Raw genomic sequence first — 25,988 nt, 5'->3', positions numbered from 1 at the left:
CCCGCGAGTCCGACACTCGCGACGCCGAGTCCGACACTCAAGACAGCGAGTCCGACAAACGGTGTGGCGCCACTGTCGAACTCGGCGTCTTGGGCGTCCGACTCAGCGTCCTGAATGTAGGACTCGCGCGAGTTCGGCGGTGAGGTGGTCGATCTCGTCGTCGGTGTTGTAGTAGTGCACCGAGGCGCGGACCAAAGACGGCAAGCCGCGGGCGGTGAAGTCGTACTGCGCCGAGCTCTGACCGGTCACCGACGTGTTGATCTTCGCCTCGGCCAGTCGCGCCTTGATCTCCGCGGCGGGCAGCTGCTCCGTGGTGAACGTGACGATCCCGCAGTGCTTCACGCCCTGGTCGCGCACTGTCACGCCGTCGATCTCGCGCAGCTCCGAGCGCAGCCGGGCGGCCAGCGCCGTCACCCGCTCCTCGATCGCGGGCAGTCCGACCGCCAGCGCGTACTCGACAGCCGCACCCAGCCCGAGCACGAGCCCGAAGTTGCGTTCCCACACCTCGAACCGCTTGGCCGTCGGCAGCACCTCGTACGTGTCCGGCGACGTCCACACCGCCGAGTGCAGGTCGAGCATCGCGGGCTCGAGCCGCTCACGCAGCCGCGGGTGCACATACAGAAAACCCGTGCCGCGCGGGCCGCGCAGGTACTTGCGTCCCGTGCCGCTCAGCGCGTCGCAGCGCAGGCGCCGGACGTCGAGATCGAGTTGCCCCGCCGACTGGCACGCGTCGAGCAGGAACGGGATCCCGGCCTCCTCGGCGACCGCGCCGATCTCCTCCGCCGGGTTGACCAGCCCGCCCTGTGTCGGCACGTGGTTCACCGAGATCAGCTTCACCCGGCCGTCGATCCGGCGGGCGAGATCGGCGACGTCGACCTGACCGGATTCGTCGTCGTCCACGACCTCGACGATCGCACCCGTGCGCCGCGCGACCTGCAGGTAGGCGATGGCGTTGCTGGCGTACTCCGACCGACAGGTCAGGATCTTCTCGCCCGCCTCGAAGCGCATCGCGTAGAACACCGCCTGCCAGGAGCGCGTCGCGTTGTCGGTCAGCGCGATGTCGTCGGCGCCGGCGCCTAACAAGCGCGCGACGGAGCCATACACGGCGTCGATCCGGTCCGCGGCCGCGGCGGCCGTCTCGTAACCACCGGCCAGCGCCTCCTCCCGCAGGTACGCCAGCACCGTGTCGGTCACGACCGCGGGCGGCAGCGCGGCGCCCGCGTTGTTGAAGTGCGCCACACCGGCCGCGCCCGGCGTCTCGTCCCGGTACCGCCGCACATCCTCGATCCGCATGATCACCGACTCTACCGTGCCCGCTAGCGGATACCTCGTCCCTTTTGTTCCCGACCAAAGTAGGGTCTCGCGGTCGAATTCTTGCCGAAGGCTCCGGCAGGTCGTTAGGAATTCTTTCCAGGAGTACTCCCCGCTCCATTCCGTAAAGGAGAAATAAAATGAGTCGGACACCTCGCCGGCTTCTTGTTCTCGTTTCCGGTGCCGCGCTCACGCTCGGTGCGGCGACCGTCCCCGCTGCCGGCACCGTCGACGCGGCCGACCACCTCATCTCCCATCAACACAACGCGTCCTACTCCACGAACTGGTCCGGCTACGCCGAAACCGGCACCGGCTACACGTCCGCGGCCGCGACCTGGACGGTGCCGTCGGTGTCCGCGACGAGCTCCGCGACCTACTCCTCGGCGTGGGTCGGCATCGACGGCGACGGCAACTCGAACCTCATCCAGACCGGTACCGAATCCGATTATGTCAACGGTCGCGCCGAATATTCCGCGTGGTGGGAAATCCTGCCCGCGTATTCCGTGACGATTACCGGTGTCCCGGTCAAGGCCGGCGATTCGATTACCGCGTCGGTGGCGAAGTCGAGCGGTACCTCATGGGTCATTTCGCTCAAGGACAACACGACGGGCAAGAGCTGGTCGTCCACGAAGAGCTACAGCGGCCGGGGCCAGTCCGCCGAGTTCGTCCAAGAGGCGCCGACGGTCGGCGGCTCGCAGGCGGCGGTCGCGCACTTCTCGACCTTCGGCTTCAGCAACCTCCAGGTCAACAAGGCGAACCCGGGCCTGGTGAGCTCGGAGAAGATCATCCTGCGACAGAACGGTATCGACTACTCGACGCCGTCCAACCCGAACGCCTCGGGTAACGGCTTCACCGTCTCCTACACCGGCTGACCCTCGCCCCGCACGGCGTGTCGGACGTCTCTCCCCGGGACGCCCGGCACGCCTTCGCGAAACTGTCGGTGCCGCGAGCTAGGCTGGCCGTCCAGGGTCGCGCAGTACCGTCATGGGGAGGTTTTCGCCGGTGTCGAACGATTCCTTCGTTCACCTGCATGTGCACACCGAGTACTCGATGCTCGATGGTGCGGCGAAGATCGCTCCGCTGTTCGCGGAGGCGAAACGCCTGGGCATGCCGGCGGTGGGGATGACCGACCACGGCAACATGTACGGCGCCGACCAGTTCTACCAGGAGTCCCGCAAGGCCGGGCTCAAGCCGATCATCGGCATCGAGGCGTACATCGCGCCGGAGTCGCGGTTCACCAAGAAGCCCGTCTTCTGGGGCCAGTCGAACCAGCGTGGCGCGGACGAGTTCGGTGAGGGCGGCGACGTCTCCGGCGGCGGCGCGTACACCCACATGACGATGCTGGCGCAGAACGCGACCGGCCTGCGCAACCTGTTCAAGCTGTCGTCGGTGGCCTCCATGCAGGGCTATTACCGCAAGCCCCGGATGGACCGCGAGCTGATCGCGGAGAACGCGGCGGGCATCATCGCGACCACCGGCTGCCCGTCGGGCGAGGTGCAGACACGGCTGCGGCTGGGCCAGAAGGCCGAAGCGTTCCAGGCGGCGTCGGACTACAAGGACATCTTCGGCGCGGACAACTTCTTCCTCGAGTTGATGGACCACGGCCTGCCGATCGAACGGTCCGTGCGGGAGGGCCTGATCGAGGTCGGCAAGCTGCTCGACCTCAAACCGCTGGCGACGAACGACTCGCACTACGTCACCAAGGACCAGGCCGACTCGCACTCGGCGTTGCTCTGCGTGCAGTCGGGCAAGACCCTGAACGACCCGAACCGGTTCAAGTTCGACGGTGACGGCTACTACCTGAAGTCGGCCGCGGACATGCGCGAGTACTGGGACTCCGAGGTCCCGGGCGCGGCGGACTCGACGCTGCTGATCGCCGAGCGTGTCGAGTCGTACGACGAGGTGTACACCCACAAGGACCGGATGCCCGTCTTCACCGTGCCCGAAGGGCATGACGAGGCGTCCTGGCTGCGGGCCGAGGTGGAGCGCGGCCTGAAGTGGCGCTTCCCGGACGGTGCCCCCGAGGGGTATGCCGAGCGGATCGAGATGGAGCTCGAGGTCATCATCGGGAAGGGCTTCCCGGCCTACTTCCTGGTCGTCGCCGACCTCATCAACCATGCGCGCCAGGTGGGTATCCGGGTCGGGCCGGGCCGTGGTTCCGCGGCGGGTTCGCTCGTCGCGTACGTGCTGGGTATCACGAACCTGGACCCGATCCCGCAGAAGCTGCTGTTCGAGCGGTTCCTCAACCCCGAGCGCATGTCGATGCCCGATATCGACATCGACTTCGACGACCGCCGCCGCGGCGAGATGATCCGGTACGCCACCGAGAAGTACGGCGCCGACAAGGTCGCCCAGGTCATCACGTTCGGCACGATCAAGACGAAGGCCGCGATCAAGGACTCCGCGCGCGTGCACTTCGGCCAGCCGGGCTACTCGATCGCGGACAAGATCTCCAAGGCGCTGCCGCCGCCGATCATGGCGAAGGACATCCCGCTGTCTGGCATCGTCGACCCGCAGCACGAGCGGTACGGCGAAGCGGCGGAGGTGCGCACGCTCGTCGAGACCGACGAAGAGGTCTCGACGATCTTCAACACCGCCCGCGGTATCGAGGGCCTGATCCGCAACGCGGGTGTGCACGCCTGTGCGGTGATCATGTCCAGCGAGCCGCTGATGGACGCGATTCCGTTGTGGCAGCGGGACGACGGCTCGATCATCACCGGCTGGGACTACCCGTCGTGCGAGGCCATCGGCCTGTTGAAGATGGACTTCCTGGGCCTGCGGAACCTGACGGTCATCGGTGACGCGATCGACAACATCAAGGCCAACCGCGGGGTCGACATCGACCTCGACACCCTGGGCATCGACGACCCCGAGACGTACAAGCTGCTCGCCCGAGGTGACACGCTCGGCGTGTTCCAGCTGGACGGCGGGCCGATGCGGGATCTCCTGCGCCGCATGCAGCCGACGGTGTTCGACGACATCGTCGCGGTCGGCGCGCTCTACCGGCCGGGCCCGATGGGCATGAACGCGCACAACGACTACGCCGACCGGAAGAACAACCGGCAGCAGGTCAAGCCGATTCACCCCGAGCTGGAAGAGCCCCTGAAGGAGATCCTGGCCGACACCTACGGCCTGATCGTCTACCAGGAACAGATCATGCACATCGGCCAGAAGGTGGCCGGGTACTCGATGGGCCGCGCGGACGTGCTGCGCCGCGCCATGGGCAAGAAGAAGAAGGAGGTCCTCGACAAGGAGTTCGAGGGTTTCCACAGCGGGATGAAGGAGAACGGGTTCTCCGATGACGCGATCAAAGCGTTGTGGGACACCATTCTCCCGTTCGCCGGGTATGCATTCAACAAGAGCCACGCGGCCGCGTACGGCCTGGTCTCGTACTGGACGGCGTACCTCAAGGCGAACTACTCCGCGGAGTACATGGCCGCGCTGCTGACGTCGGTGGGAGACAACAAGGACAAGTCGGCGGTGTACCTGTCCGAGTGCCGCCGGCTGGGGATCAAGGTGCTGCCGCCGGACGTGAACGAGTCGGGCCAGCGTTTCGCCGCCGTCGGGGACGCCATCCGGTTCGGCATGGGCGCCGTCCGCAACGTGGGTGCGAACGTCGTCGAATCGATCATCAAGACGCGTGACGAGAAGGGCAAGTACTCGTCGTTCACCGACTTCCTGGACAAGTCGGAGTTGGTGGCCTGCAACAAGCGCGTGCTGGAATCGCTGATCAAGGCGGGCGGTTTCGACTCACTCGGCAACACGCGGTTGTCGATGATCCAGGTGCACGAAGACGCGGTCGAAGCGGTGGTGCCGCTCAAACGGCAGGAGGCGATGGGCCAGTTCGACCTGTTCGGTTCGGGCGGGGAAGATGAGGCCGCCGCGTCTTCGTCGTCGCCGCTGGCGCATCTGAAGTTCGGCGAGGAAGAGTGGCCGCGCAAGCAGTTGCTGTCGTACGAGCGGGAGATGCTGGGCCTGTACGTGTCGGCGCACCCGCTGGACGGCGCCGAGCGGATCCTGCGCAAGCACGCCCCCCGGCCGATCGCCGCGATCCTGGACAACCCGCCGAAGGAAGGCGAGCTGATCGTCTCGGGGTTGATCACGTCGCTGGAGCGGCGGGTCAACAAAAAGGGCGAGCCCTGGGCGATTTGCACTGTGGAGGACATGGACGCCTCGCTCGAGGTGCTGTTTTTTCCGAAGTCGTACGTGATGTTCTCCGCGGATTTGGTGGAGGACAACGCCGTTCTGGTCAAGGGCCGGGTGAACTGGCGCGAAGACAAGATGTCCGTCTTCGGCGGTGGTCTCGTACCGTTGGATTTGTCGGAGATCGGCAACGGCGAGGATGACCCGCCGCTGATGCTGAACTGCTCGGCGGACAAGCTGGACAAGAGCGTGGTCGGTGAGCTGAAGCAGACCCTGTTGGCACACAAGGGCGACACCCCCGTACGCCTCAAGCTGATCGGCCGCCAGCGGGAAACCGTCTTCGCGCTCTACGACTACCCGGTCAAGGTGACCAGCATGCTCATGGGAGAGCTGAAAGGCATCCCAGGCATCACCGCAGGCACCTAAAAGCCGCGCCTAGGCACAACCGACCGCACCCGCCGACAAGCCCAACGCGCCCGCCAACCACGAATCCGCGCCCGGCGACAAAGCCGCCAGACAGCCGCCACCGCGAAACCCGCACTCGCCGACAGAGCCGCCAGACAGTCGCCAACGCACAAAACGGCACCCGGCACCAAACCCAACGCGACCCGCCACCCACAAAACGGCACCCGGCAACAAAGTCGCCAGACAGCTGTCCACTCCGCAGCCATCACCCCGATCCCCGCCGCCCTAGCGGTCGACACGCCGTGTCAAGGCACGCTTTCCCGCCTTGACGCGGCGTGGCGACCGTTAGACACTCGCGGGCTCGGGGCGGTGGCGCCCCCAAGGTGCCCACCTGAACCACCAAACAGCACCACCGCCAAGCAAGCCCCCCACTCGGCATGGAGGGACTCGATCACTCTCCGTCGCCCCCCAGTCCGCCGCTCGCACCAGCCCTCCCAGGCGGACTTCCTTCCCAATAGTGCCGAAAGCTCACGATGATCAGCCTCAGCCAGTGATCACCCACCGCCCTGCCTAGTGTCCGCGGCATGGACAGCCATAGCCGAACTCCACCCACGACAAACACAGCGCTCGGCCAATCAACTACAGTAAGTCACACTCTCTGCTCCATCTGAGTGATGCACCACCCAATTCAGTAGCGCTACTGAGAGCAACCGGGTAAACCTGGTCGGGCCTTCACTTCGAGGGATTCGCTACGGAAAGTGGCGGTCCGGTTGGCGGTCCGGGGATGGGTCCACCAGCCTGACGAGTCGTAGTAGTCCACGGGACCACAAACGCTCATTTCTCGGCGCCGTTGTCGGCGTCCGCGGGGGACCGTTCGGCAGCGGCGCGAAGGCACCGCCCGGGTGGGCTCGCACATAGGGGGAGCCGAGCCCACCCGGGCCCAAAAGCGCTGCTCGTGATGGGATGTCGGACGTCCTGCCCCTGACCGAGGAGCCGAGATGTCTGACGAGCCCGCGCTGCGGCGGACCCGGGTCTGGTACCGGCCGATGATCGCCCGCGACCGCTCGGAGAAGCACCGCGCGTCGACGCCGCTCGAGCTGTTGTTCGACCTGTGCTTCGTGGTCGCGGTGAGCGCGGTGGCCGGGCAGCTGCACCATTCGCTCGCCGAGCACGAAGTCGGGCACGGCATTGCCTCCTACCTCGTCGTGTTCCTCGCGATCTGGTGGGGCTGGGTCAACTTCTCTTGGTTCGCATCGGCCTTCGACACCGACGACATGCCGTACCGGATCGCGACGTTCGTGCAGATCGTGGGCGCGCTCGTGGTCGCGGCGGGGGTGTCCGACGCGTGGCACGGCGACCTGACGATCATGGTGGCCGGCTACGTCCTGATGCGGCTCGCGATGGTCGGGCAGTGGCTGCGGGCGGCCAGGCAGGAGCCCCGCTGCCGCCCGGCCGCGCTGCGGTACGCGCTCGGCATCACGCTCGTGCAGGTGGGCTGGCTGCTGCGGCTGGCCGTGCCGGAGTCGTGGTTCTACCCGAGTTTTCTCGTGCTGATGGCGGCCGAGCTGCTGGTGCCGGTGTGGGCCGAGCGGGCCGCGGCGACGAGCTGGCATCCGCGCCACATCGGTGAGCGGTACGGGCTGTTCACCCTGATCGTGCTCGGCGAGTCGGTGCTCGCGGCGAGCAACGCGCTGCAGGAGGCGCTGGGCAGCGGGCATTCGGCGGGTGGTCTGGTCGCGGTCGGGATCGCCGGGGTGGTGATCGTGTTCTCGATGTGGTGGCTGTACTTCGACCAGCCGGCGCACGTGCGGATGGCCACGGCGACGCAGGGTTATGTCTGGGGCTACGGGCACTACGTGATCTTCGGTTCCGCCGCGGCCGTCGGGGTCGGGCTCGAGCTGGTGATCGACCACGACACGCACGCCAGCCATCTCGGTGGCGTCGGGACCGCGCTGACGCTCACCGTGCCGATCGCGCTGTACCTGCTCAGCGTGTGGCTGCTGCACGTCGGGCCGCGCAACGCCTGCCGCCCGATCGCGATCGGCTACCCGGTGGCCGCGGTGCTCGTGGTGGTGGTGTCGTTCACGCCGCTGCCGGTCTACCTCGCGGCGCTCGTGGTCGCCGCCCTCGTCGCGACGACGGTCATCGCCACCCACGGCCACGCGGTGGCGGACTAGCCGGCCGGCGTCGGCTCGATGGTGCCTCGCCGGGCGGCAGATCAGGCACACGAGGGAACTGATGGCCCCGCGCCGGAATCGCGTTCAGTACGGTCGAGACCACCGGGAAGATCATCCACCGGCTCGGCTTCGTGCCCGGGCCCACAGTGGCGGGAAGAGGCAGTTTCATGGGGTTCAATCGTTTTGCCGACCACGTCGCCCTGGTCACCGGGGGTGGATCCGGCATGGGAGCCGCGATCGCCCTGCGGTTCGCCGAGGAGGGCGCGACGGTCGTCATCGCCGGGCGGGATGCGGAGAAACTGAGCCGGACGGCGAAGCAGGCGCCTGAAAGCGGCGCGATCGTCGAGCGGGTCGTGGATGTCCGCGACCAGGCCGCCGTCATCGCGTTGGTCGACGGCACGGCCGAGGAATTCGGCCGGCTGGACGTGCTCGTCAACTGCGCGGGCGCCAGCGATGTCGGCCGGTTCGCCGAGCTGGACGCACAGACCTGGCAGGACATGATCGCCGTCAACGCGAGCGCGGTCTTCTACGCGGCCAAGGCCGCCATCCCGCACCTGAAGAAGACCAAAGGCAACATCGTGAACATCGGCTCGTCCAACGCGCTGCACAACAACTACGGCCAGCCCGCCTATGGCGCGGCCAAGAGTGCCGCCGAAAGCCTGAGCGCCAGCATCGCGATCGAACACGCCGCCGACGGTGTCCGCTCGAACACGGTGCACCCCGGCGTGATCTATCCGACCGGCATGACCGGTCCGGTGGGGGAGATCCCGGGCGCCATGGAGGCGTACGCGGGGCACGTGCCCATGCGCCGCACGGGCACGCCCGAGGAGATCGCCGCTGTCGTCGCCTTTCTGGCGAGCCCCGAAGCCAGTTACGTCACCGGCGCGGCCATCACGGTCGACGGCGGTCTGAACCAGGTCATCCACCTGCCACCGACAGTCGGCTGATTCCGGCTCACCGTGGCGGGCGGCCCGCCACGGTGAGCCGGAACGCTCAGCTGAGCGCGCTGCCCTTCTGCCACTGGTCCCACGACAACGCCCAGTCGCCGTAGAGGTCCCAGACCGGCAGCGGCGGGCCACCCGAGTTGGTCACCTCGACGACGTCACCGAGGCCCATGTTGTCGAAGAACCAGGTCGCGTTCGCCTCGTTGAGGTTGATGCAACCGTGCGACACGTTCGAACTTCCTTGCGCGCCAACGCTGTTCGGGTTCTCGTGCACGAACTCGCCGTCGTTGGAAATGCGGTTCGAGAACTTCTCGTCCGACCGGTACGCCTTCGGGTCGGGCGGGCAGACGCCGTAGGTGCACGAGTCCATCGTGTAGTTCGCGGACTTGAACGAGATGACGTGCGGGCCGAGGTGGGTGGGCGTGGCGTCCTTGCCCATCGAGATCGGCATCGACTTGACCATCTGCCCGTTGTGGAAGATCTGCATCTGCTCGGTGTTGCCGTCCGCCTTCGCGATCCACGAATCGTGCACGTGGTAAGTCTCGGTGCGGTCCTCCGCGCCGAACACGCCGTTGCCGAAATCGACCCCGTAGATCTTCGCGCTCACCGTCAGCGTCGTGCCCGCCTGCCAGTAGTCCTTCGGGCGGTAGTGCACGTTCTTGTCGTCGATCCAGTACCAGCTGCCCTGCTGCGGCGGGTTCGACTTCACCGACAGCTGCTTCTCCACCGCCGCCTTGTTCTTCACCGCGTAGCTGAACTGGAACACGATCGGCTGGCCGACCCCGACCCCGGTCTGCGCGACCGTGGACGGCGCGGGGATCAGGTTCGCGTTCGCCTGCTTCGCCGGTGCGATCGTGCTCAAAGTGCTTTGCTGCTCAACGCTTTTGCCCGACGGGTCGGCAGCGTGCGCGACCACCGAGTACTTCGCGCCGTAACCGAGGACGTCACTCGAAGTCCACGTCGTCTTGTCGTCCGACAGCGAGCCCTTGACCTTCGTGCCCTTGGCCGCGTTCGTGACGGTGACGTCGCTGAGGGTGCCGCCCGCGGCCTTCACGACGATCGGGGTGGTCGGGCTGATGTTCGTGGCGTCGGCGGCGGGCTCGATCGACACGGTCACCGCCGCGCCGGCCTCCGACGAAACCGGCGTACTTCCGGGAATTGTGTTGGTACCCGTATTCGAATCGCCGGAGGTACACGCCGAAAGCGCGAGCACGCTCACCAGGAGTCCGGCGAGGATGCCGGAACCCAATCTGCCGGAAGGACGTAAAGGCTTGTTCAAGAACATCAAAGTCTCTTCTGGTGGAGGTCGGAAGGGCAGCCGGGCTTCAAACTACCGCGCTACTCAAGACGGCCCACCACGAGGTTTGTTGTTGCAGAGTGGCGTGTGTCACGTGCCATTTTCGGTGCCTGACAGGATCTTCACACCCGGTCCACCGTAAAGCCCGGGCCCCTCGACGACCAGCTCGTCGAGATATCGCCGGGCCGCTTCGTAGGCATTGGTCCGCAGTTGCGCGGTATGGCTGAAATCCAGTGGGCTCAACCGGACCGGTACCGGTCCCGGCAGGTACACGACCGGTACCGCGGCGGCCGCGATCGGCGCTTCGAGCACGGCCTGGTTCCGCATGCTGATCATCGCCGTGTACATCAGGACTTCGGCGAAGGTGTGCGGCGGCGACGGGATCTGGCCGGGGAACGCGCAGTCGAGCACGACGAGCGATCGCGCGCCCATGCTCAGGGCCTGCCGCATCGGCACGTTCGCGACGAGGCCGCCGTCGTAGAGCAGCCGCCCGTCGACCTCGACGGGCGGGTAGATGCCCGGGATCGCCGCGCTGGCCAGCAGGGTGGGCAGGAGTTCGCCGGAGCGGATGAGCCGCGGCTCGGCGGTGTCGACGTCGGTGGTCACCACCCCGAACGGCAGCTTGAGGTCGTCGAACGTCGTACTTTCGCCGAGGTGCTCGCGGATGATCGTGGCGAGGCCGGTGTTGGGGAACAGGTGGGTCTTCGCGTGGCGCAGGGTGCGGACCTGGCCGAACACGCCACCGGGGAACGCCTCGTGCCGCGTCATGTGCGACCAGATCTCGGGCAGCCGGCGCACGGCGTCGTCCGGCTCGTGGGCGAGCACCGCGCCGTTGAGCGAGCCGACGGAGGTGCCGGCGACCAGGTCCGCGCGGATGCCGTGCTCGTCGAGCGCGCGCAGCATGCCGACCTGCATCGCGCCGAGGCTGCCGCCACCGCCGAACACGAACCCCACCGGCCGGGGCAGTACGACGTCGGACATGGGACCTCCCCTCTCCCCTCGATGCCCATGGTCTCTCGGCTTTCCGGGTACGGCCATTCGTCGTGAGGAGTGCGACGGAAATCCGATCGCCGGGGGTGGTCGTCCCGTTTAGCCTTCTCATCACCATGATCCCGTTGACGCACATTCCCGCGAGCGAGAGTGACAGCACCGCCCTGCACCTCGCGCATCTGCGTGCCCGGGGAACCGTGCCGTGGTGGGGGTTCGGCTGGATCGTGGTCCTGGCCGGCCTGCACGCGGTGTTCGGGTTCGCCACGACCGACGTCATCGGCGTGTGTGCGGGAGTTGCGGCCTGGACCGGATGGACGATCTGGCGGCGCCGGTACATCCGGTGTGCGAGGCTGCTGGAGCCGTTGCTCCGGGACCGGTGGCGGCCGGTCGACGTCGCCTTGCACGGCAACCGAATCGTGGCCGGGGACGCGGTTTATGTCTTGTGCGGTATGCCTCGTCACGTCCGCAACGTCATCGCGCGGACCGGTCGTGTCTGGCTCGCCGGCGCTGCGCGCGGCTACACGGCCGTTCGTGTCGACCGATCCGGGCGGCCGTGGCTCGCCAGGGCCGGGCACTGGGCAGGGCGGGTGGCCAGGCCCGAGCCGGTGGTCCGCGGGAGCCACACGAAGTTCCATGTAGTGGCGGGGGTCGCGTCGTTCTTCGCAGCGGCCCTGCTGGCGGTGGTTGCCGGCACGATCGCCGCTCCGCCAGAGCCGGGCGAGACCGGAGAGGCGATCTTCGTGTATGCGCTCGTCCTCGTTCCGCTCGTGATTCTCGCGCTCTGGGCTCGCCGGTTACGGTCCAAGCTGCCGGAGCCGCGTGCTTGGCGTGCGGTGGCGGGCGCCGTTGGCGACGCCGACTTCACCGAAGACGACGAGCCCTGGGTGCGGGCCTGGGCGGTACTGCCGGAAATCGGCCCTGTCGACGTCGAAATCGAGGACTGCCCGCTGGATCTGTACACGGCCATCTGGTTTCACCGGCGCATCTGGGTACAGGGCGAGCCGCGTCTTGGCGATGTGGTGATCGGCATGCCCGAATTTCCGGTCACGGCGAATGCGACCTTTCGCCGGAGGGGTTTGCCGGTCGCTACCCGGGGGTAACACACCTCACACAGCTCTTGGCGCCGACGTCGAGGAGGCCCCGTGACGACGCAACCGAAAGTGACCGAACGAGAGGCGCGTGCCCTGGCCGAGGAGTCCCGGGAGGCCGGCTGGAGCAAGCCCTCGTTCGCCAAGGAGCTTTACCTCGGCCGGTTCCGGCTGGACCTGGTGCACCCGCATCCGCACGCGACGCCGGAGGCCGCCGGGAAGGCCGACGACTTCCTCCGCCGGCTGCGCGAGTACTGCGCGACGATCGACGGCGGCGTCATCGAGCGCGAGTCGCGGGTCCCCGACGAGTACGTGACGGGGCTGGCCAGGCTCGGCTGCTTCGGGATCAAGATCCCCGGGGAGTACGGCGGCCTCGGGCTGACGCAGGTCGCCTACAACCGGGCGCTGATGCTCGTCGGCTCGGTGCATCCGACGCTCGGCGTGCTGCTCTCGGCGCACCAGTCGATCGGCGTACCCGAACCGCTCAAACTCGCCGGCACTCCCGAACAGAAGGCGAAGTTCCTGCCCCGGTGCGCCAACGGCGCGATCACCGCGTTCCTGCTCACCGAACCCGACGTCGGCTCCGATCCGGCCCGGCTCGCGACCTCCGCGGTGCCCACCGAGGACGGCGAGGCCTACGAGCTGGACGGCGTGAAACTGTGGACCACCAACGGGGTGGTCGCCGAACTGGTCGTCGTGATGGCCCGCGTCCCGAAGTCCGCCGGGCACCGCGGCGGGGTGACGGCCTTCATCGTCGAGATGGACAGCCCGGGCATCACCGTCGAGCGGCGCAACGCGTTCATGGGCCTGCGCGGGATCGAAAACGGCGTGACCCGGTTCCACAAAGTGCTGGTGCCCAAGGAAAACGTCGTCGGCGGCGAAGGCAGGGGACTCAAGATCGCGCTCGCGACACTGAACACCGGCCGGTTGTCGATCCCGTCGATGTGCGCGGGCGCGGGCAAGTGGTGCCTGAAGATCGCGCGGGAATGGTCGGCCGAACGGGTCCAGTGGGGCAAGCCGATCGCCGAGCATGCCGCCGTGGCGAACAAGATCTCGTTCATCGCCGCGACCACGTACGCGATGGAGGCCGTGCAGGAGCTGTCCGCGCACATGAGCGACGAAGGCCGCAACGACATCCGGATCGAGGCCGCGCTCGCGAAGCTGTGGGCGAGCGAGATGTCGTGCCAGGTCGCCGACGAGCTGCTGCAGATCCGGGGTGGCCGTGGCTACGAGACGGCGGCGTCGCTCGCGGCCCGCGGCGAGCGGGCGGCCGGCGTCGAGCAGTTGGTGCGGGACCTGCGGATCAACCGGATCTTCGAAGGCTCCACGGAGATCATGCACCTGCTCATCGCGCGTGAGGCCGTCGACGCACACCTGGCGGCCGCGGGCGCGCTGGCCGAGATCGACGCCACCACGCGGGACAAGGCGAAGGCGGCGGCAAAGGCGAGTGGCTTCTACGCGAAGTGGTTGCCGCAGCTGGTCACCGGCAAGGGCAACGTGCCGACGTCGTTCCACGAGTTCGGGGTGCTCGCGCCTCATCTGCGCTATCTCGACCGGAGCGCGCGGAAGCTCGCCCGTTCGACGTTCTACGGGATGGCGCGCTGGCAGGCGGCGCTCCAGCTGCGGCAGGGTTTCCTGGGCCGGATCGTCGATATCGGCGCCGAGTTGTTCGCGATGGCCGCGACCTGCGTGCGCGCGCGAATGCAGGACACCGACAGTGCGCGGGAGCTGGCGGACGTGTTCTGCCGGCAGTCACGGCTGCGCGTCGAGGCGCTGTTCGATGCGTTGTGGGACAACACCGATGACGAGGCGCAGGAGCTCGCCGCGAATGTCCTCAATGGACGGTACGAATGGTTGGAGGAGGGCGTGCTCGACCCGAGTGAGGGCACCGGCCCGTGGATCTCGGAGTGGCGGACGGGCGAGTCGGCGGAGAAGTCGGTGCACCGGCGGGTGACCGGCTGACCCTATGATCGGCCGGTGGCTCTGCGGATCGAACTCAGTACCGACACCGTTGACGGCGCGGTCGCGGCGGACGCGCTGGGCGCGGACCGGATCGAACTCTGTTCGGCGGGCGCGCTCGGCGGTCTGACGCCGGGCCCGGGCCTGCTCGCGGCGGTGCTGGCGCGGTGTCACCGGGCGCAGGTGCACGTCCTCATCCGGCCCCGGGAAGGCGGTTTCACCTACGCACCGTCCGAAGTGGACGCCATGCTGACCGACGTCCGGCACGCGGCGATCTCCGGTGCGGCGGGTGTCGTGATCGGTGCCCTCGACACCCGGGGCGACCTGGACACCGCGGTCCTCGCGGACCTGATCGCCGCCGCCGACGGGCTTCCGGTGACGGTCCACCGCGCGATCGACGTCTGCCGCGATCCCGTTGCGGCGGTTGAGGTCCTGGCGTCCCTGGGGGTGCGGCGCGTGCTGTCCTCCGGCGCCGCGCCCCGCGCCGAAGACGGCGTGCCCGTACTGCGGCGGATGGTCGCCGCCGCCGGCTCCGAACTCGCAGTCATGGCCTGCGGCGGCATCCGCCCCCACAACGCCCTGGCGATCGCCGAGGCCACCGGCGTCCGGGACCTGCACGCCGCCCCGCGCCGTCCCGCCCCCGCCGCCCCGTCCGCCGTGGACTACGGCACACACGCCCTCCTGGACGAGGACGCCTCCCGAGCACTGATCGAACTGGCGCGTGCGGCGCGGGATTAGCGCCTGCGCAGATACCGTTCCAGAGCTTTGACCATCGCTTCGGTCAAGGTCGAGTCCAACGTCAGAACAACCGTCATTTCAATGTTGATGGGTTCGCTGGATGCAAGCCTTGCGGAGATCGTATCGGCCTCACGAACGAAGTCGTCGACGAAGGACCTCAAGGCATCCAACGGCTGGCCAACCCAGCGAGCCTGAACCTGGGCGGCTGTCCGCAAATTGTCATCTCCGATATCCATCGACCGCGGCTTGCTGGCGAAGTCCAGCAACTCCTCGTATACACTGGAAAACCGGCGCCCGAGATGGATTATCCGATCTGGGTCTCCTGCTTCGCCTGGTCTGCCGAAGGCCCGCTCCTGAACGTCTTCCGAGAACACCCTGTTGAAGGCGTTGATGATGCGATCGAGAGCGCCGAAATTGTTCTTGAGGATTTCGTAGACATTCTCCGAGTCGAAGTACTCGTCGCGACGAGGAGCGTACTCGAGCAGGTAGTCGTGAGACCGGTCCTCGAGCGAATCCATTCCTTGCCGGAGCACCGCCGCGTACGGTAGATACTCCCAAGCGGGTGGGCGTTCCGTCAGCAATAGGTTCATGGCGTCGGTGGTCCTCGGGACCTTTCCGTCGAATCGAGACGCGGTCTCGGTCCGCGTAGACCCCAGTTTGGCAAGGACTCCCTCGACTATTCCATCTGTGCCGACGACTCGGAAGGCCTTTCTCTCGTAACTCGACCACCTCTTCTCGGCGTAATGACGCGAGATGAAGAGAATCGCATAACGGGCTTTCTGATCGTAGAAGACACTGACGCCGTGGCCTTGCGGCTTTCGTGCGACATCCTTGACGAAGTCGTGATCTTCGCCCGCGAAAGAGACTGCCACGTCGTACTCGTATTCCGGCAGGTCGAGGCTCGCCTAGACCTTCGACTCGGTGTCTTCCGTTGTGGCCGCGCGCTTCTTGCGCCGGCGGAGGAAGAAGAACACCGCCGCGGCCGCCAACACGGCCAGCACGATGAACCCGCCGGTGCTCATCGCGCTTTCGAGCTTCTTCGCCGCCTCGCCCAGCGCCACCCCGATGCTGATGTGCAGCGCCGACCACGACAGGGCGCCCGCGAAGGACGCGGGCAGGAACTTCCGGAACGCCAGGCCCGACGTGCCCGCGGCGGCCGGGGTCAGGGTCCGGATCACCGGCAGGAACCGCGCGAAGAACACCGCCCACGCGCCGCGCCGGTGCAGGATGCCGGTCGCCCGGTCCCACGCGTCCACACCGTGCTGCTGGATCAGCTTCGTCTCGCGCAGCCGCGGCCCCCACCGCCGCCCGATGCCGTACCCGATCGTGTCGCCCAGCGTGGCGCACACCGTCACCACACCCCACAGGATCAGGAACCGCGGCACCGTGTGCGCCGTCGTCGCGGCCACCAGCAGGCCCGACTCACCGGGCGCGAGGAAACCCAGCCCGATGGTGCACTCCAGGAACACCAGCAGGCCGGTCGCGCCGACCAGCGCCGGCTGCGGCAGGTTCTGCAGCCAGTTCAGGATGTCGGTGACCACACGCGCTCCCCTGTCCGATTTGTCGCCGTAGCGCCCAACGTACGCGAGCGGCGGGGAAGGGGCCTCCGGGACGAACCCTGAGATCAGCGGGTCAGCAGGCTCGCGGCCTCCTGCGCGGCGGGCCCGGCCTCGGCCAGGTGCGCCAGGTTCTCCGGCAGCGGCTCACCACGGTGCCGCTTCGTCTGGGCGTACAACCGGCCCGCGCGGTACGACGAGCGCACCAGCGGACCCGCCATCACCCCGGCGAAACCGAGCGACTCGGCCACGGCCGAATGCTCGACGAACTCCTCCGGCTTCACCCAGCGGTCGACCGGGTGGTGGCGCACCGACGGGCGCAGGTACTGGGTGATCGTCAGGATCTCGCAGCCGGCGTTCACCAGGTCCCGCATCGCGGGCTCGACCTCGTCGGGCGTCTCGCCCATGCCGAGGATCAGGTTCGACTTCGTCACCAGCCCGGCCGCGCGCGCCTTCGTGATGACCTCCAGCGAACGCGCGTACCGGAAGCCCGGCCGGATCCGCTTGAAGATCCGCGGCACCGTCTCGACGTTGTGCGCCAGCACCTCGGGTCGTGCGGCGAAGACCTCGGCGAGCTGCGCGGGCTCGGCGTTGAAGTCGGGGATCAGCAGCTCGACACCGGTGCCGGGGTTGAGCTCGTGGATCTGGCGCACGGTCTCGGCGTACAGCCACGCGCCCCCGTCCTCCAGGTCATCACGGGCGACGCCGGTGACGGTCGAGTAGCGCAGGCCCATCGCCTGCACGCTCTCGGCGACCTTGCGCGGCTCGGTGATGTCCAGCGCGGCGGGCTTGCCCGTGTCGATCTGGCAGAAGTCGCAGCGCCGCGTGCACTGGTCGCCGCCGATCAGGAACGTCGCCTCGCGGTCTTCCCAGCATTCGTAGATGTTGGGACAGCCGGCTTCCTCGCACACGGTGTGCAGGCCCTCGCGGCGGACCAGGCCCTTGAGTTCGGTGAACTCCGGCCCCATCTTCGCCCGGGTCCTGATCCAGGACGGCTTCTTCTCGATCGGGGTCTCGGCGTTGCGGACCTCGAGCCGCAGCAGCTTCCGACCTTCAGGCACAACAGTCACGATCGCCAGCGTACGCCCAGGTGACCTTTATGCCGGGTCTGGCGTGACGCCCGTCAACTTCGCCGTCAGCGCCCACAATCCGGCCCCCGCCGCATGATCGCGGGCGGGTGCGAGCGGCCGCACGGTCGACGGCCGGCCCCACATCTGAATGCGGGCCGGGGCGAGGTAGACGCCGCCGCGCACCCCCGGCGCGGTCGCGGCGTAGACCTGCGACAGCGCGCCGTTCTGGACACTCTGCGAGAGCAGCGCGGCACCCAGCTTCAGCACCCCGGAGAGCGCCGCCCGGGCCAGCGGGTTCGAGTACGCCGCGACCATGTTCGGGAAGAGGTTGGTCCCGACGTAGCCCGGTGCGGCGGCGACGCTGACGACATCCTCCCCGGCCGCCCGCAGGCGCCGGTCCAGTTCCATGGCGAACGTCTGGTTCGCGATCTTCGACTGGGCGTACGCGGCGCCCGGGTTGTAGTGGCGGTGCTCGTAGTTCGGGTCGTGCAGGTCGATCCTGCCGCCGATCGCGGCGACACTGGTCAGCGTGACGACGCGGGCGCCGTCGCCGCCGCGCAGCGCGGGCATCAGCAGCCAGGTCAGCGCCGCGTGGCCGAGGTAGTTGGTGCCGAGCTGCAGCTCGAACCCGTCGGCGGTGCGGCCCAGCGGCGTGGCCATCACGCCACCGTTGTTGATCAGCACGTCGAGCCGGTCACCGGTGCTCTCGCGGACCTCGGCGGCGGCGTTGCGGACGGAGCGGAGATCGGCCAGGTCGAGTCCGATCAGCGCGGGTTTCGTCTCGGCGACGGCCTCGACGGATCTCAGCGCCTGCTCACCACGTTCGGCGGAGCGGGCCGCGAGCAGCACCCGCGCTCCTTTGCCGGCAAGGACTTTCGCGCTCTGCAGCCCGAGTCCCGAGTTCGCGCCGGTGATCAGTACCGTGCGCCCGGATTGGTCCGGGATATCCGCGTACGTCCACTTCGACATGTAGCTTAGCTAACTACATTTCAGGCTGTGGGCGCGAGCATCCTCAGCAGGTGGCCGAACGGGTTGCGCCGTGGTGCCTCCAGACCCGGCCCGTGCCGCAGCAATGCGGCGAACGCGCGGCCGACCTTGTCCAGCTCCTCGACGGGCTCGCCCGGGTCGGCCAGACCCGCCGCGACGGCCAGCATCCGCTGCTCGGCCTCGTGCATCCGGCGCGGCTCGGGATAGTCCTCGACGTGCGCGTCGAGCACCGCACGCAGGGTGCGATTCCGGCGCACAGCACGGTTCCACACGCGGGTTACCGCCTCGACCTGATCGCCGGTCTCGTCTTCGAACTCGCTGCGGAGATACCCGCTGAGCAGGCGGCTCCAGCGGTACCGGAGTGCGAGGAGTAGTTGCTCCTCAGTGCCGAAAACCTCGGCCGCGCCAGGGATTTCGGTGAACGGCAACGGTGCCTGTGGATCGCGCGCGGCCTGTCGCAGTACCGCGTCGGCGATGTCTCGTCGTTGGTAGAAGTCGTTCCAGCCCATGGGTCAGTCCCCTTCCGTGACCCTGTGCATACCCTGAGTCGGCCGCATACTGTCGGTATGGCGCCGACACCGACAACATACCACGGGTATGTGAAAGGTGGTCTGGCGTAAGCTGTGTCGGTGGCGACAATGCGGTCCAGGCGACTCGACTATTCGGAGTCCACGCGATCCGCCCTGGTGGACAGTGCTGTCGAACTGTTCACCAAACGGGGATACGCGGGCACTTCGCTGGACGAGGTCGCCCGGCGGGCACGGGTGACCAAAGGTGCGCTGTACCACCATTTCAACGGTAAGCAGGCGCTTTTCGAAGCTGCGTTCGCACAGGTGGAAAGCCGGGTGCACAGCGAGCTGGGCGAGATCATGCGCCGCCCCGAAACGGCGTGGGAGCGCGCGCTGGCCGGGCTTCGCCAGTTCATCGCCAGCTGCCTCGACCCGGCGTACCAGCGCATCGTCATCCACGAGGCCCCGGTCGTCATGGGCTGGGAACGGTGGCGTGAGGCGGAGAACCGCGCGAGCTTCGGGCTGATCCTGGCGAGCCTCGAGGATCTCATCCAGGCGGGCGAGGTGGACAGCGTGCCGGTGGAGATCACCGCCCGCCTGCTGTTCGGCGCTTTGTCCGCCGCCGCAACGGAAATCGCCAGTTCACCCGACCCGGAGAAGGTCGGCGAGCAGGTCGAGACGGTGATCCTGCAGCTGCTCACCCGGGTCCGGCGGACTGACTAGTCTGGGGCCCGTGGACCTAAGGATCTTTACCGAGCCCCAGCTGGGGGCGAGCTATGACGACCTGTTGCGCGTAGCCAAGAAGACCGAAGAAACCGGTTTCGACGCGTTCTTCCGTTCCGACCATTTCCTCACCATGGGCACCCGGTCCGGGCTGCCCGGCCCGACCGACTCGTGGGTCACGCTCGGCGCCATCGCCCGCGAGACCTCGCGCATCCGGCTCGGCACCCTGGTCACCTCGGCCACCTTCCGGTACCCGTCGGTGCTCGCGATCTCCGTCGCGCAGGTGGACCAGATGTCCGGCGGACGGGTCGAGTTCGGCTTCGGCGCGGGCTGGTACGAGGCGGAGCACAAGGCCTACGGCATCGAGCTGCCGCCGGTGAAGGAGCGGTTCGACCGCTACGCCGAGCAACTCGCGATCATCACCGGCCTGTGGGAGACCGCCGAGGGTGCGACGTTCAGCTTCGACGGCGACTACTACCAGCTCGCCGACGCGCCCGCGCTGCCGAAGCCGGCGCAGAGCCCGCGCCCGCCGGTGATCATCGGTGGGGCCGGCAAGAAGCGCACGCCCGCGCTCGCGGCCCGCTACGCCGACGAGTTCAACGCGGCGTGGGTCGATCCGTCGGGCGCCCAGGTGCAGTTCGACCGGGTGGACGCCGCCGCGCGCGAAATCGGCCGCGACCCCAAGGAGATCACCCGTTCCATCGCGCAGACCGTCGCGGTCGGCGCGAACGACGCCGAGGTGGCGCGCCGGGCCGCGGCGACCGGGCGGGAGGTCGGCGAGCTGAAGCAGAACGGGCTGGCCGGCACCCCGGCGGAAGTGCTCGACAAGATCGGCCGGTTCCGCGAGGAGGCCGGCGTCAGCCGGGCCTACCTGCAGGTGCTCGACCTGGCGGACCTCGACCACCTCGAGCTGATCGCGGCCGAGGTCATGTCCAAACTGGACTGAGCGGGGCGGCCCGCCCGAACGCTTCGGGCGGGCCGTTTTCTCATGGCTGCAAAGCGAAAGTGGCGGTGGACGGCCGCGGCGCCGGTGGCCGCGAGAGCCAGCGGTCGTCGCTGACGGGCAGCTCGCCGTCGAGCGCGGCCAGCACAGCGTCGCGCGCCAGCGGCAGGACCTCCTCGACGGTGACTTCCCGCTCCAGCTCGAACGACAGCGAAGTCACGCCGGCATCGCGGATCCCGCACGGGATGATCTTGCCGAACGCGCTCAGGTCGGCGTTGCAGTTCAGCTCGAAGCCGTGCATCGTGACCCCGCGCTGCACCCGGATACCGATCGCGGCGATCTTGCGCTCGGGCCCGCGCTCGTCGGCGGGCACCCACACGCCGCTGCGGCCCTCGACCCGGCCGGTGTGCACCCCGAACTGGTCGCACACCTTGATCAGCGCCTCTTCCAGCCGCCGCACGTAGTGCACGACGTCGATCGGGTCGCCGAGCTTGATGATCGGGTAGCCGACCAGCTGGCCGGGACCGTGCCAGGTGATCTTGCCGCCGCGGTCCACGTCGATGACCGGGGTGCTGTCGACCGGCCGGTCCGCCTCCTCGGTCCGCTTGCCGGCCGTGTACACCGACGGGTGCTCCAGCAGCAGCATCGTGTCCGGCCCGGTGCCGTCGGCTCTGGCGGCGAGATACGTCCGCTGCAGCTCCCAGGCTTCGAGATAGTCGATGACGCCGATGGGCCGGACGTCGACCGGCTCGCTGCCGGCGCGGCAAGAGGAAACGCTCACAAGACGCAGGCTACGCCGGTGCGGAATCGTTGAGATACGGATCCCGGTGGGACCCGCGCCACAGGTCGCGCGGACGGCTCAGCGCGCCGCCGCGAGCGCGGCATCGACCGTGGGATGGATGAACGCGTAACCGGCGTCGCGCAGCGCGGCGGGAACGGCGCGCTGTGACACCAGCGCCATCTCGTCGGCGGTCTCGCCGAGCGCGAGCCGCAGCGCGAAAGCGGGTACCCGCCACGGCGCCGGCCGGTGCAGCGCCAGCCCGAGCGCGCGCGTGAACTCGGCGTTCGTCACGGGCTCGGGGCCGGCCAGGTTGACCGGACCGGACAGGCTGTCGTGTTCGAGGACGAACCGCAGGGCACCGGCCTCGTCGCACTCGCTGATCCAGGGCAGGTACTGCTTCCCGTCGCCGAGCCGTCCGCCCAGGCCGAACCGGAAGAGCGGTTTCAGTACGCCGAGCAGGCCACCGTGGCGGCTGAGCACCAGCCCGGTCCGAGCATGCACGACGCGAGCGCCCGCACGCTTGGCAGGCGCCGCGGCCGCTTCCCACGCCTCGCACAGATGCGCCAGGAAACCCTCGCCGCGCGGCTCGGTCTCATCGAGCACCCTGTCCCCGCGATCGCCGTAGAAGCCGACGGCGGACGCGTTGACCAGGACCGGGATTTCGTACTCCGCAACGGCTTCCGCGAGCACCTCGGTCGGCTCGACCCGGCTGTCGGTGATCATCTGCTTCCGAGCCGCGCTCCACCGGTTGACCATCGACGAGCCGCACAGGTTCACGACCGCGTCGACGCCCTTGAGCGCGTTGTCGTCGATGCGGCCGGCGGGCGGGTCCCAGGTGTACTCGCCGCTGCCGCGGACGAGCCGGCGCACCTCGTGTCCGGCCTCGGCCAGGGCGGTGACCAGGGCAGTTCCGATGAGCCCGCGGGAACCCGCGACCAGGACGCGCATGGCACAACCCTATCGCCAGGACGACGAAGGGCCGCTCCGCGAGTAAACGGAGCGGCCCTTCGGGCGGTACTCAGAGACCGAGTTCGTCCTCGAAATGACCCTCTTCGAGGCGGTTCTTGATCGTGGTGAGGAAACGGCCCGCGTCGGCACCGTCGATGAGCCGGTGATCGTAGGTCAGCGCCAGGTAGGCCATCGACCGGATCGCGATCGTGTCCTGCCCATCCGCGTCGGGCACCACGACCGGCCGCTTCACCACCGCGCCGACGCCCAGGATCCCGGACTGCGGCTGGTTGATGATCGGCGTGTCGAACAGCGCGCCGTTGCTGCCCAGGTTCGTCACCGTGAAGGTGCCGCCCGACAGCTCGTCCGGCTTGACCTTGTTGGCCCGTGTGCGGGACGCGAGGTCCGCGATACCGCGCGCGAGACCGGCCAGGTTCAGCCCGCCGGCGTTGTGGATCACGGGGGAGATCAGGCCCTTGTCGGTGTCCACCGCGACCGCGAGGTGCTCCTCACCGAAGTAGGTGATCTCCTTGGTGTCCTCGTTGAAGTACGCGTTGATGTTCGGGTGCTGCTTGAGCGCCTCGACCGTCGCCTTCGCGAAGAACGGCAGGAACGTCAGCTTGACGCCCTCGCGCTCCGCGAAGCCCGCCTTGGCCAGCTGGCGCAGCCGGGCGATCTTGGTGACGTCCACCTCGAACACCTGGGTCAGCTGGGCCGAGGTCTGCAGCGACTCGCGGGTGCGCTGCGCGATGACCTGACGGATCCGGCTGGCCTTCTGCACGGTGCCGCGCAGCGCCGAGAGGTCCGGCGAGGCCACCGGGGCCGGTGCGCTGGGCCGCTGGGCCGCGGGCGCCGGAGCACTCGCCGCCGGGGCGGGAGCTGCCGGAGCGGGCGCCGCCGCCTGCTGCTTGGCCTCGGCCGCCGCGAGCACGTCCTGCTTGCGGATCCGGCCGCCGACCCCGCTGCCGGTGAGCGCGGCCAGGTCGATGCCGTGCTCGGTGGCGAGCTTGCGCACCAGCGGGGTGACATACGGGCCGCTGCCGTTGTCGGCCGGCTCGGCCGCCGCAGGCTGCGCGGCCGGAGCTGCCGCGGGCGCCTGTGCGACGGGCTGCGGAGCAGGTGCCTGCGGGGCGGGCGGCGGCACCGGGGCGGGCGGCGGCGTGGGAGCCGCTTGCCGCACCGGCTCGGGCGTCGGTTCCGGGGCGGGCGTCGGTGCGGGAGCCGACGGCGCGGGAGCGGCGGACGCGTCGCCGATCACGGCCAGCTGGCCGCCGACCTCGACGGTCTCGTCCTCGGCGACGCTGATCTCCAGCAGGGTGCCGGCGACCGGCGACGGGACCTCGGTGTCGACCTTGTCGGTGGAGATCTCCAGCAGCGGCTCGTCGACCGCGACCGTGTCACCGACCTGCTTGAGCCAGCGGGTGACCGTGCCCTCGGTGACGCTCTCGCCCAGCTCCGGCAGGGTCACCGGGGTGCCCGTGGCGGAACCGCTCGGCGCGGCGGCGGGTGCGGGCGCGGCCGGCGCGGGAGCCGCCGCGGGCGCGGACGCCTGCGGCGCGGGCTCGGCGGCCGGCTCGGGCTGGGCCGGCGCGGCAGGCGCCGGGGCGCTCGCCTCGGCGCCGCCGGAACCGTCGTCGATCACGGCGAGCTCGCCGCCGACCTCGACGGTGTCGTCTTCCTTGGCGACGATCCGGGCCACGACGCCGGCGACCGGCGACGGGACCTCGGTGTCGACCTTGTCGGTGGAGATCTCCAGTAGCGGCTCGTCGACCGCGACCGTGTCACCCTCTTGCTTGAGCCACCGGGTGACGGTGCCCTCCGTGACGCTCTCCCCGAGCTCCGGCAATGTGACGGAGTAGGCCATCGTTCGCTGACTCCCTTTACATCTTGTTGCGGTGGTCTGGTGTCCGGAGGTGTGTCAGCTGTGCACGTGCAGTGGCTTGCCGGCCAGGGCAAGGTGTGCTTCGCCGAGAGCCTCGGTCTGGGTCGGGTGTGCGTGGATCAGCGGCGCCACATCTTCCGGGAGCGCCTCCCAGTTGTAGATCAGCTGGGCCTCGCCGATGAGCTCGCCGACGCGGTCGCCCACCAGGTGCAGGCCGACGACCGGCCCGTCCGGCGCCTTGACCAGCTTCACCGCGCCGGAAGTCTTGAGGATCTGGCTCTTGCCGTTGCCGGCGAGGTCGTAGGTGAACGTGGTCACGCCGGCGCCGTACTTGTCCTTCGCCGCGGCCTCGGTCAGCCCCACGGAGGCGACCTCGGGGTGCGAGTAGGTGACGCGCGGGATGCCCGTCTCGTCGATCACGCGCGGCCGCTGGCCCGCGATCTCCTCGGCGACGAAGATGCCCTGGGCGAAGCCGCGGTGGGCGAGCTGCAGGCCGGGCACGATGTCGCCGACGGCGTACACGTTCGGCACGTTGGTGCGCAGCCGGTCGTCGGTGAGCACGAAACCGCGCTCCATCTTGACCCCGGCCTCCTCGTAGCCGTGGCCCGCGGTGTTCGGGCCGCGGCCGACGGCCACCAGCAGCAGGTCGGCTTCGAGGGTCTCGCCGGACTCCAGCGACACGCTGATGCCGTTGTCGTCCTGCTTCGCGCCGGTGAACCGGACGCCGGTCTTGAAGTTGATCTTGCGGCGGCGGAACGCGCGCTCGAGCTGCTTGGACGCGAACTCGTCCTCGTTCGGCACCAGCCGCGGCAGCGCCTCGACGATCGTCACGTCCACCCCGAAGGAGGCCCACACGCTGGCGAACTCGACCCCGATCACGCCGCCGCCGAGCACGACGACCTTCTCCGGGATGTAGTCCAGCGACAGCGCGTCCTCACTGGCGATGATCCGGCCGCCCAGCTCCAGGCCCGGCAGCGTCTTCGAGTACGAGCCGGTGGCCAGCAGCAGGTTCTTGCCGGTGTAACGCTGGCCGTCCACCTCGACGCTGGTGCCGCCGGTGTACGTGCCGGTGCCCTCGACGAGGTTGACCTTGTGCGCCTTGGCCAGTCCCTGCAGTCCCTTGTAGAGCCGCGAGATGATCTGGTCCTTGTACTTGTTGACACCCGCGATGTCGATGCCCTCGAGGACCGTCTTCACGCCGAACTGCTCGCCCTCGCGCGCCGTGTCGGCGACCTCCGCGGCGTGCAGCAGGGCCTTCGTCGGGATGCAGCCGCGATGCAGGCAGGTCCCGCCGAGCTTGTCCTTCTCGATCAGCGTCACGGAAAGGCCCAGTTCGGCGGCCCGGAAGGCCGCGGCGTAGCCGCCTGATCCGCCACCAAGGATCACCAGGTCGGCGCCAGCGTCGGTCACTTCAGTTCTCCTCGAGGAGCTTGTCGGCGATGCTCGTCAGTGTTCGGTTCAACGTCGTATTACGTCGCGACCCTCATCATCTTGTCACTAGGGACTTACGAGTTGCGAGGTAGCCGGGTGTGTTACT

21 protein-coding genes are annotated in these 25,988 nt (G+C 68.5%); 9 read left to right on the top strand and 12 right to left on the bottom strand.

Going from position 1 to position 25,988, the window contains the following annotated elements; translation table 11 throughout:
- Positions 1-102: 102 nt before the first annotated feature.
- Positions 103-1,293 carry an aminotransferase class V-fold PLP-dependent enzyme gene (locus LOZ83_RS04290; protein WP_236788856.1) on the bottom strand — a complete coding sequence of 397 codons (1,191 nt, stop codon included), beginning with the start codon at positions 1,291-1,293 and terminating at the stop codon, positions 103-105.
- 158 nt (positions 1,294-1,451) lie between these two features.
- Between LOZ83_RS04290 and LOZ83_RS04285 the strand changes: the two genes are divergently transcribed.
- The 4 genes from LOZ83_RS04285 to LOZ83_RS04270 all read left to right on the top strand — a co-directional run bounded on the left by LOZ83_RS04285 (position 1,452) and on the right by LOZ83_RS04270 (position 8,983).
- Positions 1,452-2,183, top strand: a complete 732-nt coding sequence (locus LOZ83_RS04285) for a G1 family glutamic endopeptidase (RefSeq protein WP_236788855.1) — start codon at positions 1,452-1,454, stop codon at positions 2,181-2,183.
- 130 nt (positions 2,184-2,313) lie between these two features.
- Positions 2,314-5,880: a DNA polymerase III subunit alpha gene (gene dnaE / locus LOZ83_RS04280; RefSeq protein WP_236788854.1), complete on the top strand. Its 3,567-nt coding sequence runs from the start codon at positions 2,314-2,316 to the stop codon at positions 5,878-5,880.
- A gap of 977 nt (positions 5,881-6,857) precedes the next feature.
- Positions 6,858-8,036 carry a low temperature requirement protein A gene (locus tag LOZ83_RS04275; protein WP_236788853.1) on the top strand — a complete coding sequence of 393 codons (1,179 nt, stop codon included), beginning with the start codon at positions 6,858-6,860 and terminating at the stop codon, positions 8,034-8,036.
- 167 nt (positions 8,037-8,203) lie between these two features.
- The gene (locus LOZ83_RS04270; RefSeq protein ID WP_255823069.1) at positions 8,204-8,983 is read left to right on the top strand and encodes an SDR family NAD(P)-dependent oxidoreductase; all 780 of its coding nucleotides are present in this window, start codon (positions 8,204-8,206) and stop codon (positions 8,981-8,983) included.
- 46 nt (positions 8,984-9,029) lie between these two features.
- On the opposite strand, the gene LOZ83_RS04265 is transcribed toward LOZ83_RS04270, so the two are convergent.
- A complete protein-coding gene (locus tag LOZ83_RS04265) occupies positions 9,030-10,265 on the bottom strand; it encodes an Ig-like domain-containing protein (protein ID WP_236788851.1) in 1,236 nt (411 codons plus the stop codon).
- A gap of 102 nt (positions 10,266-10,367) precedes the next feature.
- On the bottom strand, positions 10,368-11,258 hold the full coding sequence (locus LOZ83_RS04260; protein ID WP_236788850.1) for a patatin-like phospholipase family protein: 891 nt from the start codon (positions 11,256-11,258) through the stop codon (positions 10,368-10,370).
- 125 nt (positions 11,259-11,383) lie between these two features.
- On the opposite strand from LOZ83_RS04260, the gene LOZ83_RS04255 reads away from it, so the two are divergent.
- Genes LOZ83_RS04255 through LOZ83_RS04245 form a run of 3 tightly spaced genes read left to right on the top strand, consistent with a single transcriptional unit; the run spans position 11,384 to position 15,052 of the window.
- A complete protein-coding gene (locus LOZ83_RS04255) occupies positions 11,384-12,367 on the top strand; it encodes a hypothetical protein (RefSeq protein ID WP_236788849.1) in 984 nt (327 codons plus the stop codon).
- A gap of 42 nt (positions 12,368-12,409) precedes the next feature.
- Positions 12,410-14,317 (top strand): acyl-CoA dehydrogenase family protein, encoded by a 1,908-nt coding sequence (locus LOZ83_RS04250; RefSeq protein ID WP_236788848.1) that lies wholly within the window; start codon positions 12,410-12,412, stop codon positions 14,315-14,317.
- A 15-nt stretch (positions 14,318-14,332) separates the two neighbouring features.
- On the top strand, positions 14,333-15,052 hold the full coding sequence (locus LOZ83_RS04245; protein ID WP_236788847.1) for a copper homeostasis protein CutC: 720 nt from the start codon (positions 14,333-14,335) through the stop codon (positions 15,050-15,052).
- Here LOZ83_RS04245 and LOZ83_RS04240 read toward each other — a convergent pair.
- The 5 genes from LOZ83_RS04240 to LOZ83_RS04220 all read right to left on the bottom strand — a co-directional run bounded on the left by LOZ83_RS04240 (position 15,049) and on the right by LOZ83_RS04220 (position 19,174).
- On the bottom strand, positions 15,049-15,924 hold the full coding sequence (locus LOZ83_RS04240; protein ID WP_236788846.1) for a toll/interleukin-1 receptor domain-containing protein: 876 nt from the start codon (positions 15,922-15,924) through the stop codon (positions 15,049-15,051). The two genes, LOZ83_RS04245 and LOZ83_RS04240, sit on opposite strands and share 4 nt — an antisense overlap.
- A 33-nt stretch (positions 15,925-15,957) precedes the next feature.
- Positions 15,958-16,593: a DedA family protein gene (locus tag LOZ83_RS04235; RefSeq protein ID WP_236788845.1), complete on the bottom strand. Its 636-nt coding sequence runs from the start codon at positions 16,591-16,593 to the stop codon at positions 15,958-15,960.
- 83 nt (positions 16,594-16,676) lie between these two features.
- On the bottom strand, positions 16,677-17,678 hold the full coding sequence (gene lipA, locus LOZ83_RS04230) for a lipoyl synthase (protein ID WP_236788844.1): 1,002 nt from the start codon (positions 17,676-17,678) through the stop codon (positions 16,677-16,679).
- Positions 17,679-17,705: 27 nt separating this feature from the next.
- Entirely contained in the window at positions 17,706-18,647 is a 942-nt protein-coding gene (locus tag LOZ83_RS04225; RefSeq protein WP_236788843.1) for an oxidoreductase, read from the bottom strand.
- A 20-nt stretch (positions 18,648-18,667) separates the two neighbouring features.
- Positions 18,668-19,174: a hypothetical protein gene (locus tag LOZ83_RS04220; RefSeq protein WP_236788842.1), complete on the bottom strand. Its 507-nt coding sequence runs from the start codon at positions 19,172-19,174 to the stop codon at positions 18,668-18,670.
- A 129-nt stretch (positions 19,175-19,303) separates the two neighbouring features.
- Here LOZ83_RS04220 and LOZ83_RS04215 point away from each other — a divergent pair, with 129 nt between their 5' ends.
- The gene (locus LOZ83_RS04215; RefSeq protein WP_236789439.1) at positions 19,304-19,897 is read left to right on the top strand and encodes a TetR/AcrR family transcriptional regulator; all 594 of its coding nucleotides are present in this window, start codon (positions 19,304-19,306) and stop codon (positions 19,895-19,897) included.
- A gap of 10 nt (positions 19,898-19,907) precedes the next feature.
- Entirely contained in the window at positions 19,908-20,843 is a 936-nt protein-coding gene (locus LOZ83_RS04210; RefSeq protein WP_236788841.1) for an LLM class F420-dependent oxidoreductase, read from the top strand.
- 40 nt (positions 20,844-20,883) lie between these two features.
- Here LOZ83_RS04210 and lipB read toward each other — a convergent pair whose 3' ends face one another.
- The 4 genes from lipB to lpdA all read right to left on the bottom strand — a co-directional run bounded on the left by lipB (position 20,884) and on the right by lpdA (position 25,861).
- Complete coding sequence (lipB, locus tag LOZ83_RS04205) at positions 20,884-21,621, bottom strand: lipoyl(octanoyl) transferase LipB (RefSeq protein ID WP_236788840.1); 738 nt, start codon at positions 21,619-21,621, stop codon at positions 20,884-20,886.
- 78 nt (positions 21,622-21,699) lie between these two features.
- Positions 21,700-22,569, bottom strand: a complete 870-nt coding sequence (locus tag LOZ83_RS04200; protein ID WP_236788839.1) for a TIGR01777 family oxidoreductase — start codon at positions 22,567-22,569, stop codon at positions 21,700-21,702.
- Positions 22,570-22,639: 70 nt separating this feature from the next.
- Positions 22,640-24,433 (bottom strand): 2-oxoglutarate dehydrogenase, E2 component, dihydrolipoamide succinyltransferase, encoded by a 1,794-nt coding sequence (gene sucB, locus LOZ83_RS04195; protein WP_236788838.1) that lies wholly within the window; start codon positions 24,431-24,433, stop codon positions 22,640-22,642.
- A 54-nt stretch (positions 24,434-24,487) separates the two neighbouring features.
- Positions 24,488-25,861 (bottom strand): dihydrolipoyl dehydrogenase, encoded by a 1,374-nt coding sequence (gene lpdA / locus LOZ83_RS04190; RefSeq protein WP_236788837.1) that lies wholly within the window; start codon positions 25,859-25,861, stop codon positions 24,488-24,490.
- Between the last annotated feature and the right edge of the window lie 127 nt (positions 25,862-25,988).

The sequence above is a fragment of the Amycolatopsis sp. GM8 genome (assembly GCF_021653975.1).
Taxonomy (GTDB): domain Bacteria; phylum Actinomycetota; class Actinomycetes; order Mycobacteriales; family Pseudonocardiaceae; genus Amycolatopsis_E.
The sequence above is the reverse complement of the archived record's forward strand: the minus strand, read 5'-3'. Positions and strand labels throughout refer to the sequence as shown.

What these genes read in the sequence shown, in the direction of transcription:
- LOZ83_RS04215 (WP_236789439.1), top strand. Translation starts at nt 19,304, where the DNA reads ATGCGGTCCAGGCGACTCGACTATTCGGAGTCCACGCGATCCGCCCTG.
- LOZ83_RS04225 (WP_236788843.1), bottom strand. Translation starts at nt 18,647, where the DNA reads ATGTCGAAGTGGACGTACGCGGATATCCCGGACCAATCCGGGCGCACG.
- sucB (WP_236788838.1), bottom strand. Translation starts at nt 24,433, where the DNA reads ATGGCCTACTCCGTCACATTGCCGGAGCTCGGGGAGAGCGTCACGGAG.
- LOZ83_RS04220 (WP_236788842.1), bottom strand. Translation starts at nt 19,174, where the DNA reads ATGGGCTGGAACGACTTCTACCAACGACGAGACATCGCCGACGCGGTA.
- LOZ83_RS04265 (WP_236788851.1), bottom strand. Translation starts at nt 10,265, where the DNA reads ATGTTCTTGAACAAGCCTTTACGTCCTTCCGGCAGATTGGGTTCCGGC.
- LOZ83_RS04270 (WP_255823069.1), top strand. Translation starts at nt 8,204, where the DNA reads ATGGGGTTCAATCGTTTTGCCGACCACGTCGCCCTGGTCACCGGGGGT.
- LOZ83_RS04255 (WP_236788849.1), top strand. Translation starts at nt 11,384, where the DNA reads ATGATCCCGTTGACGCACATTCCCGCGAGCGAGAGTGACAGCACCGCC.
- LOZ83_RS04275 (WP_236788853.1), top strand. Translation starts at nt 6,858, where the DNA reads ATGTCTGACGAGCCCGCGCTGCGGCGGACCCGGGTCTGGTACCGGCCG.
- LOZ83_RS04260 (WP_236788850.1), bottom strand. Translation starts at nt 11,258, where the DNA reads ATGTCCGACGTCGTACTGCCCCGGCCGGTGGGGTTCGTGTTCGGCGGT.
- LOZ83_RS04200 (WP_236788839.1), bottom strand. Translation starts at nt 22,569, where the DNA reads ATGCGCGTCCTGGTCGCGGGTTCCCGCGGGCTCATCGGAACTGCCCTG.
- LOZ83_RS04290 (WP_236788856.1), bottom strand. Translation starts at nt 1,293, where the DNA reads ATGCGGATCGAGGATGTGCGGCGGTACCGGGACGAGACGCCGGGCGCG.
- LOZ83_RS04285 (WP_236788855.1), top strand. Translation starts at nt 1,452, where the DNA reads ATGAGTCGGACACCTCGCCGGCTTCTTGTTCTCGTTTCCGGTGCCGCG.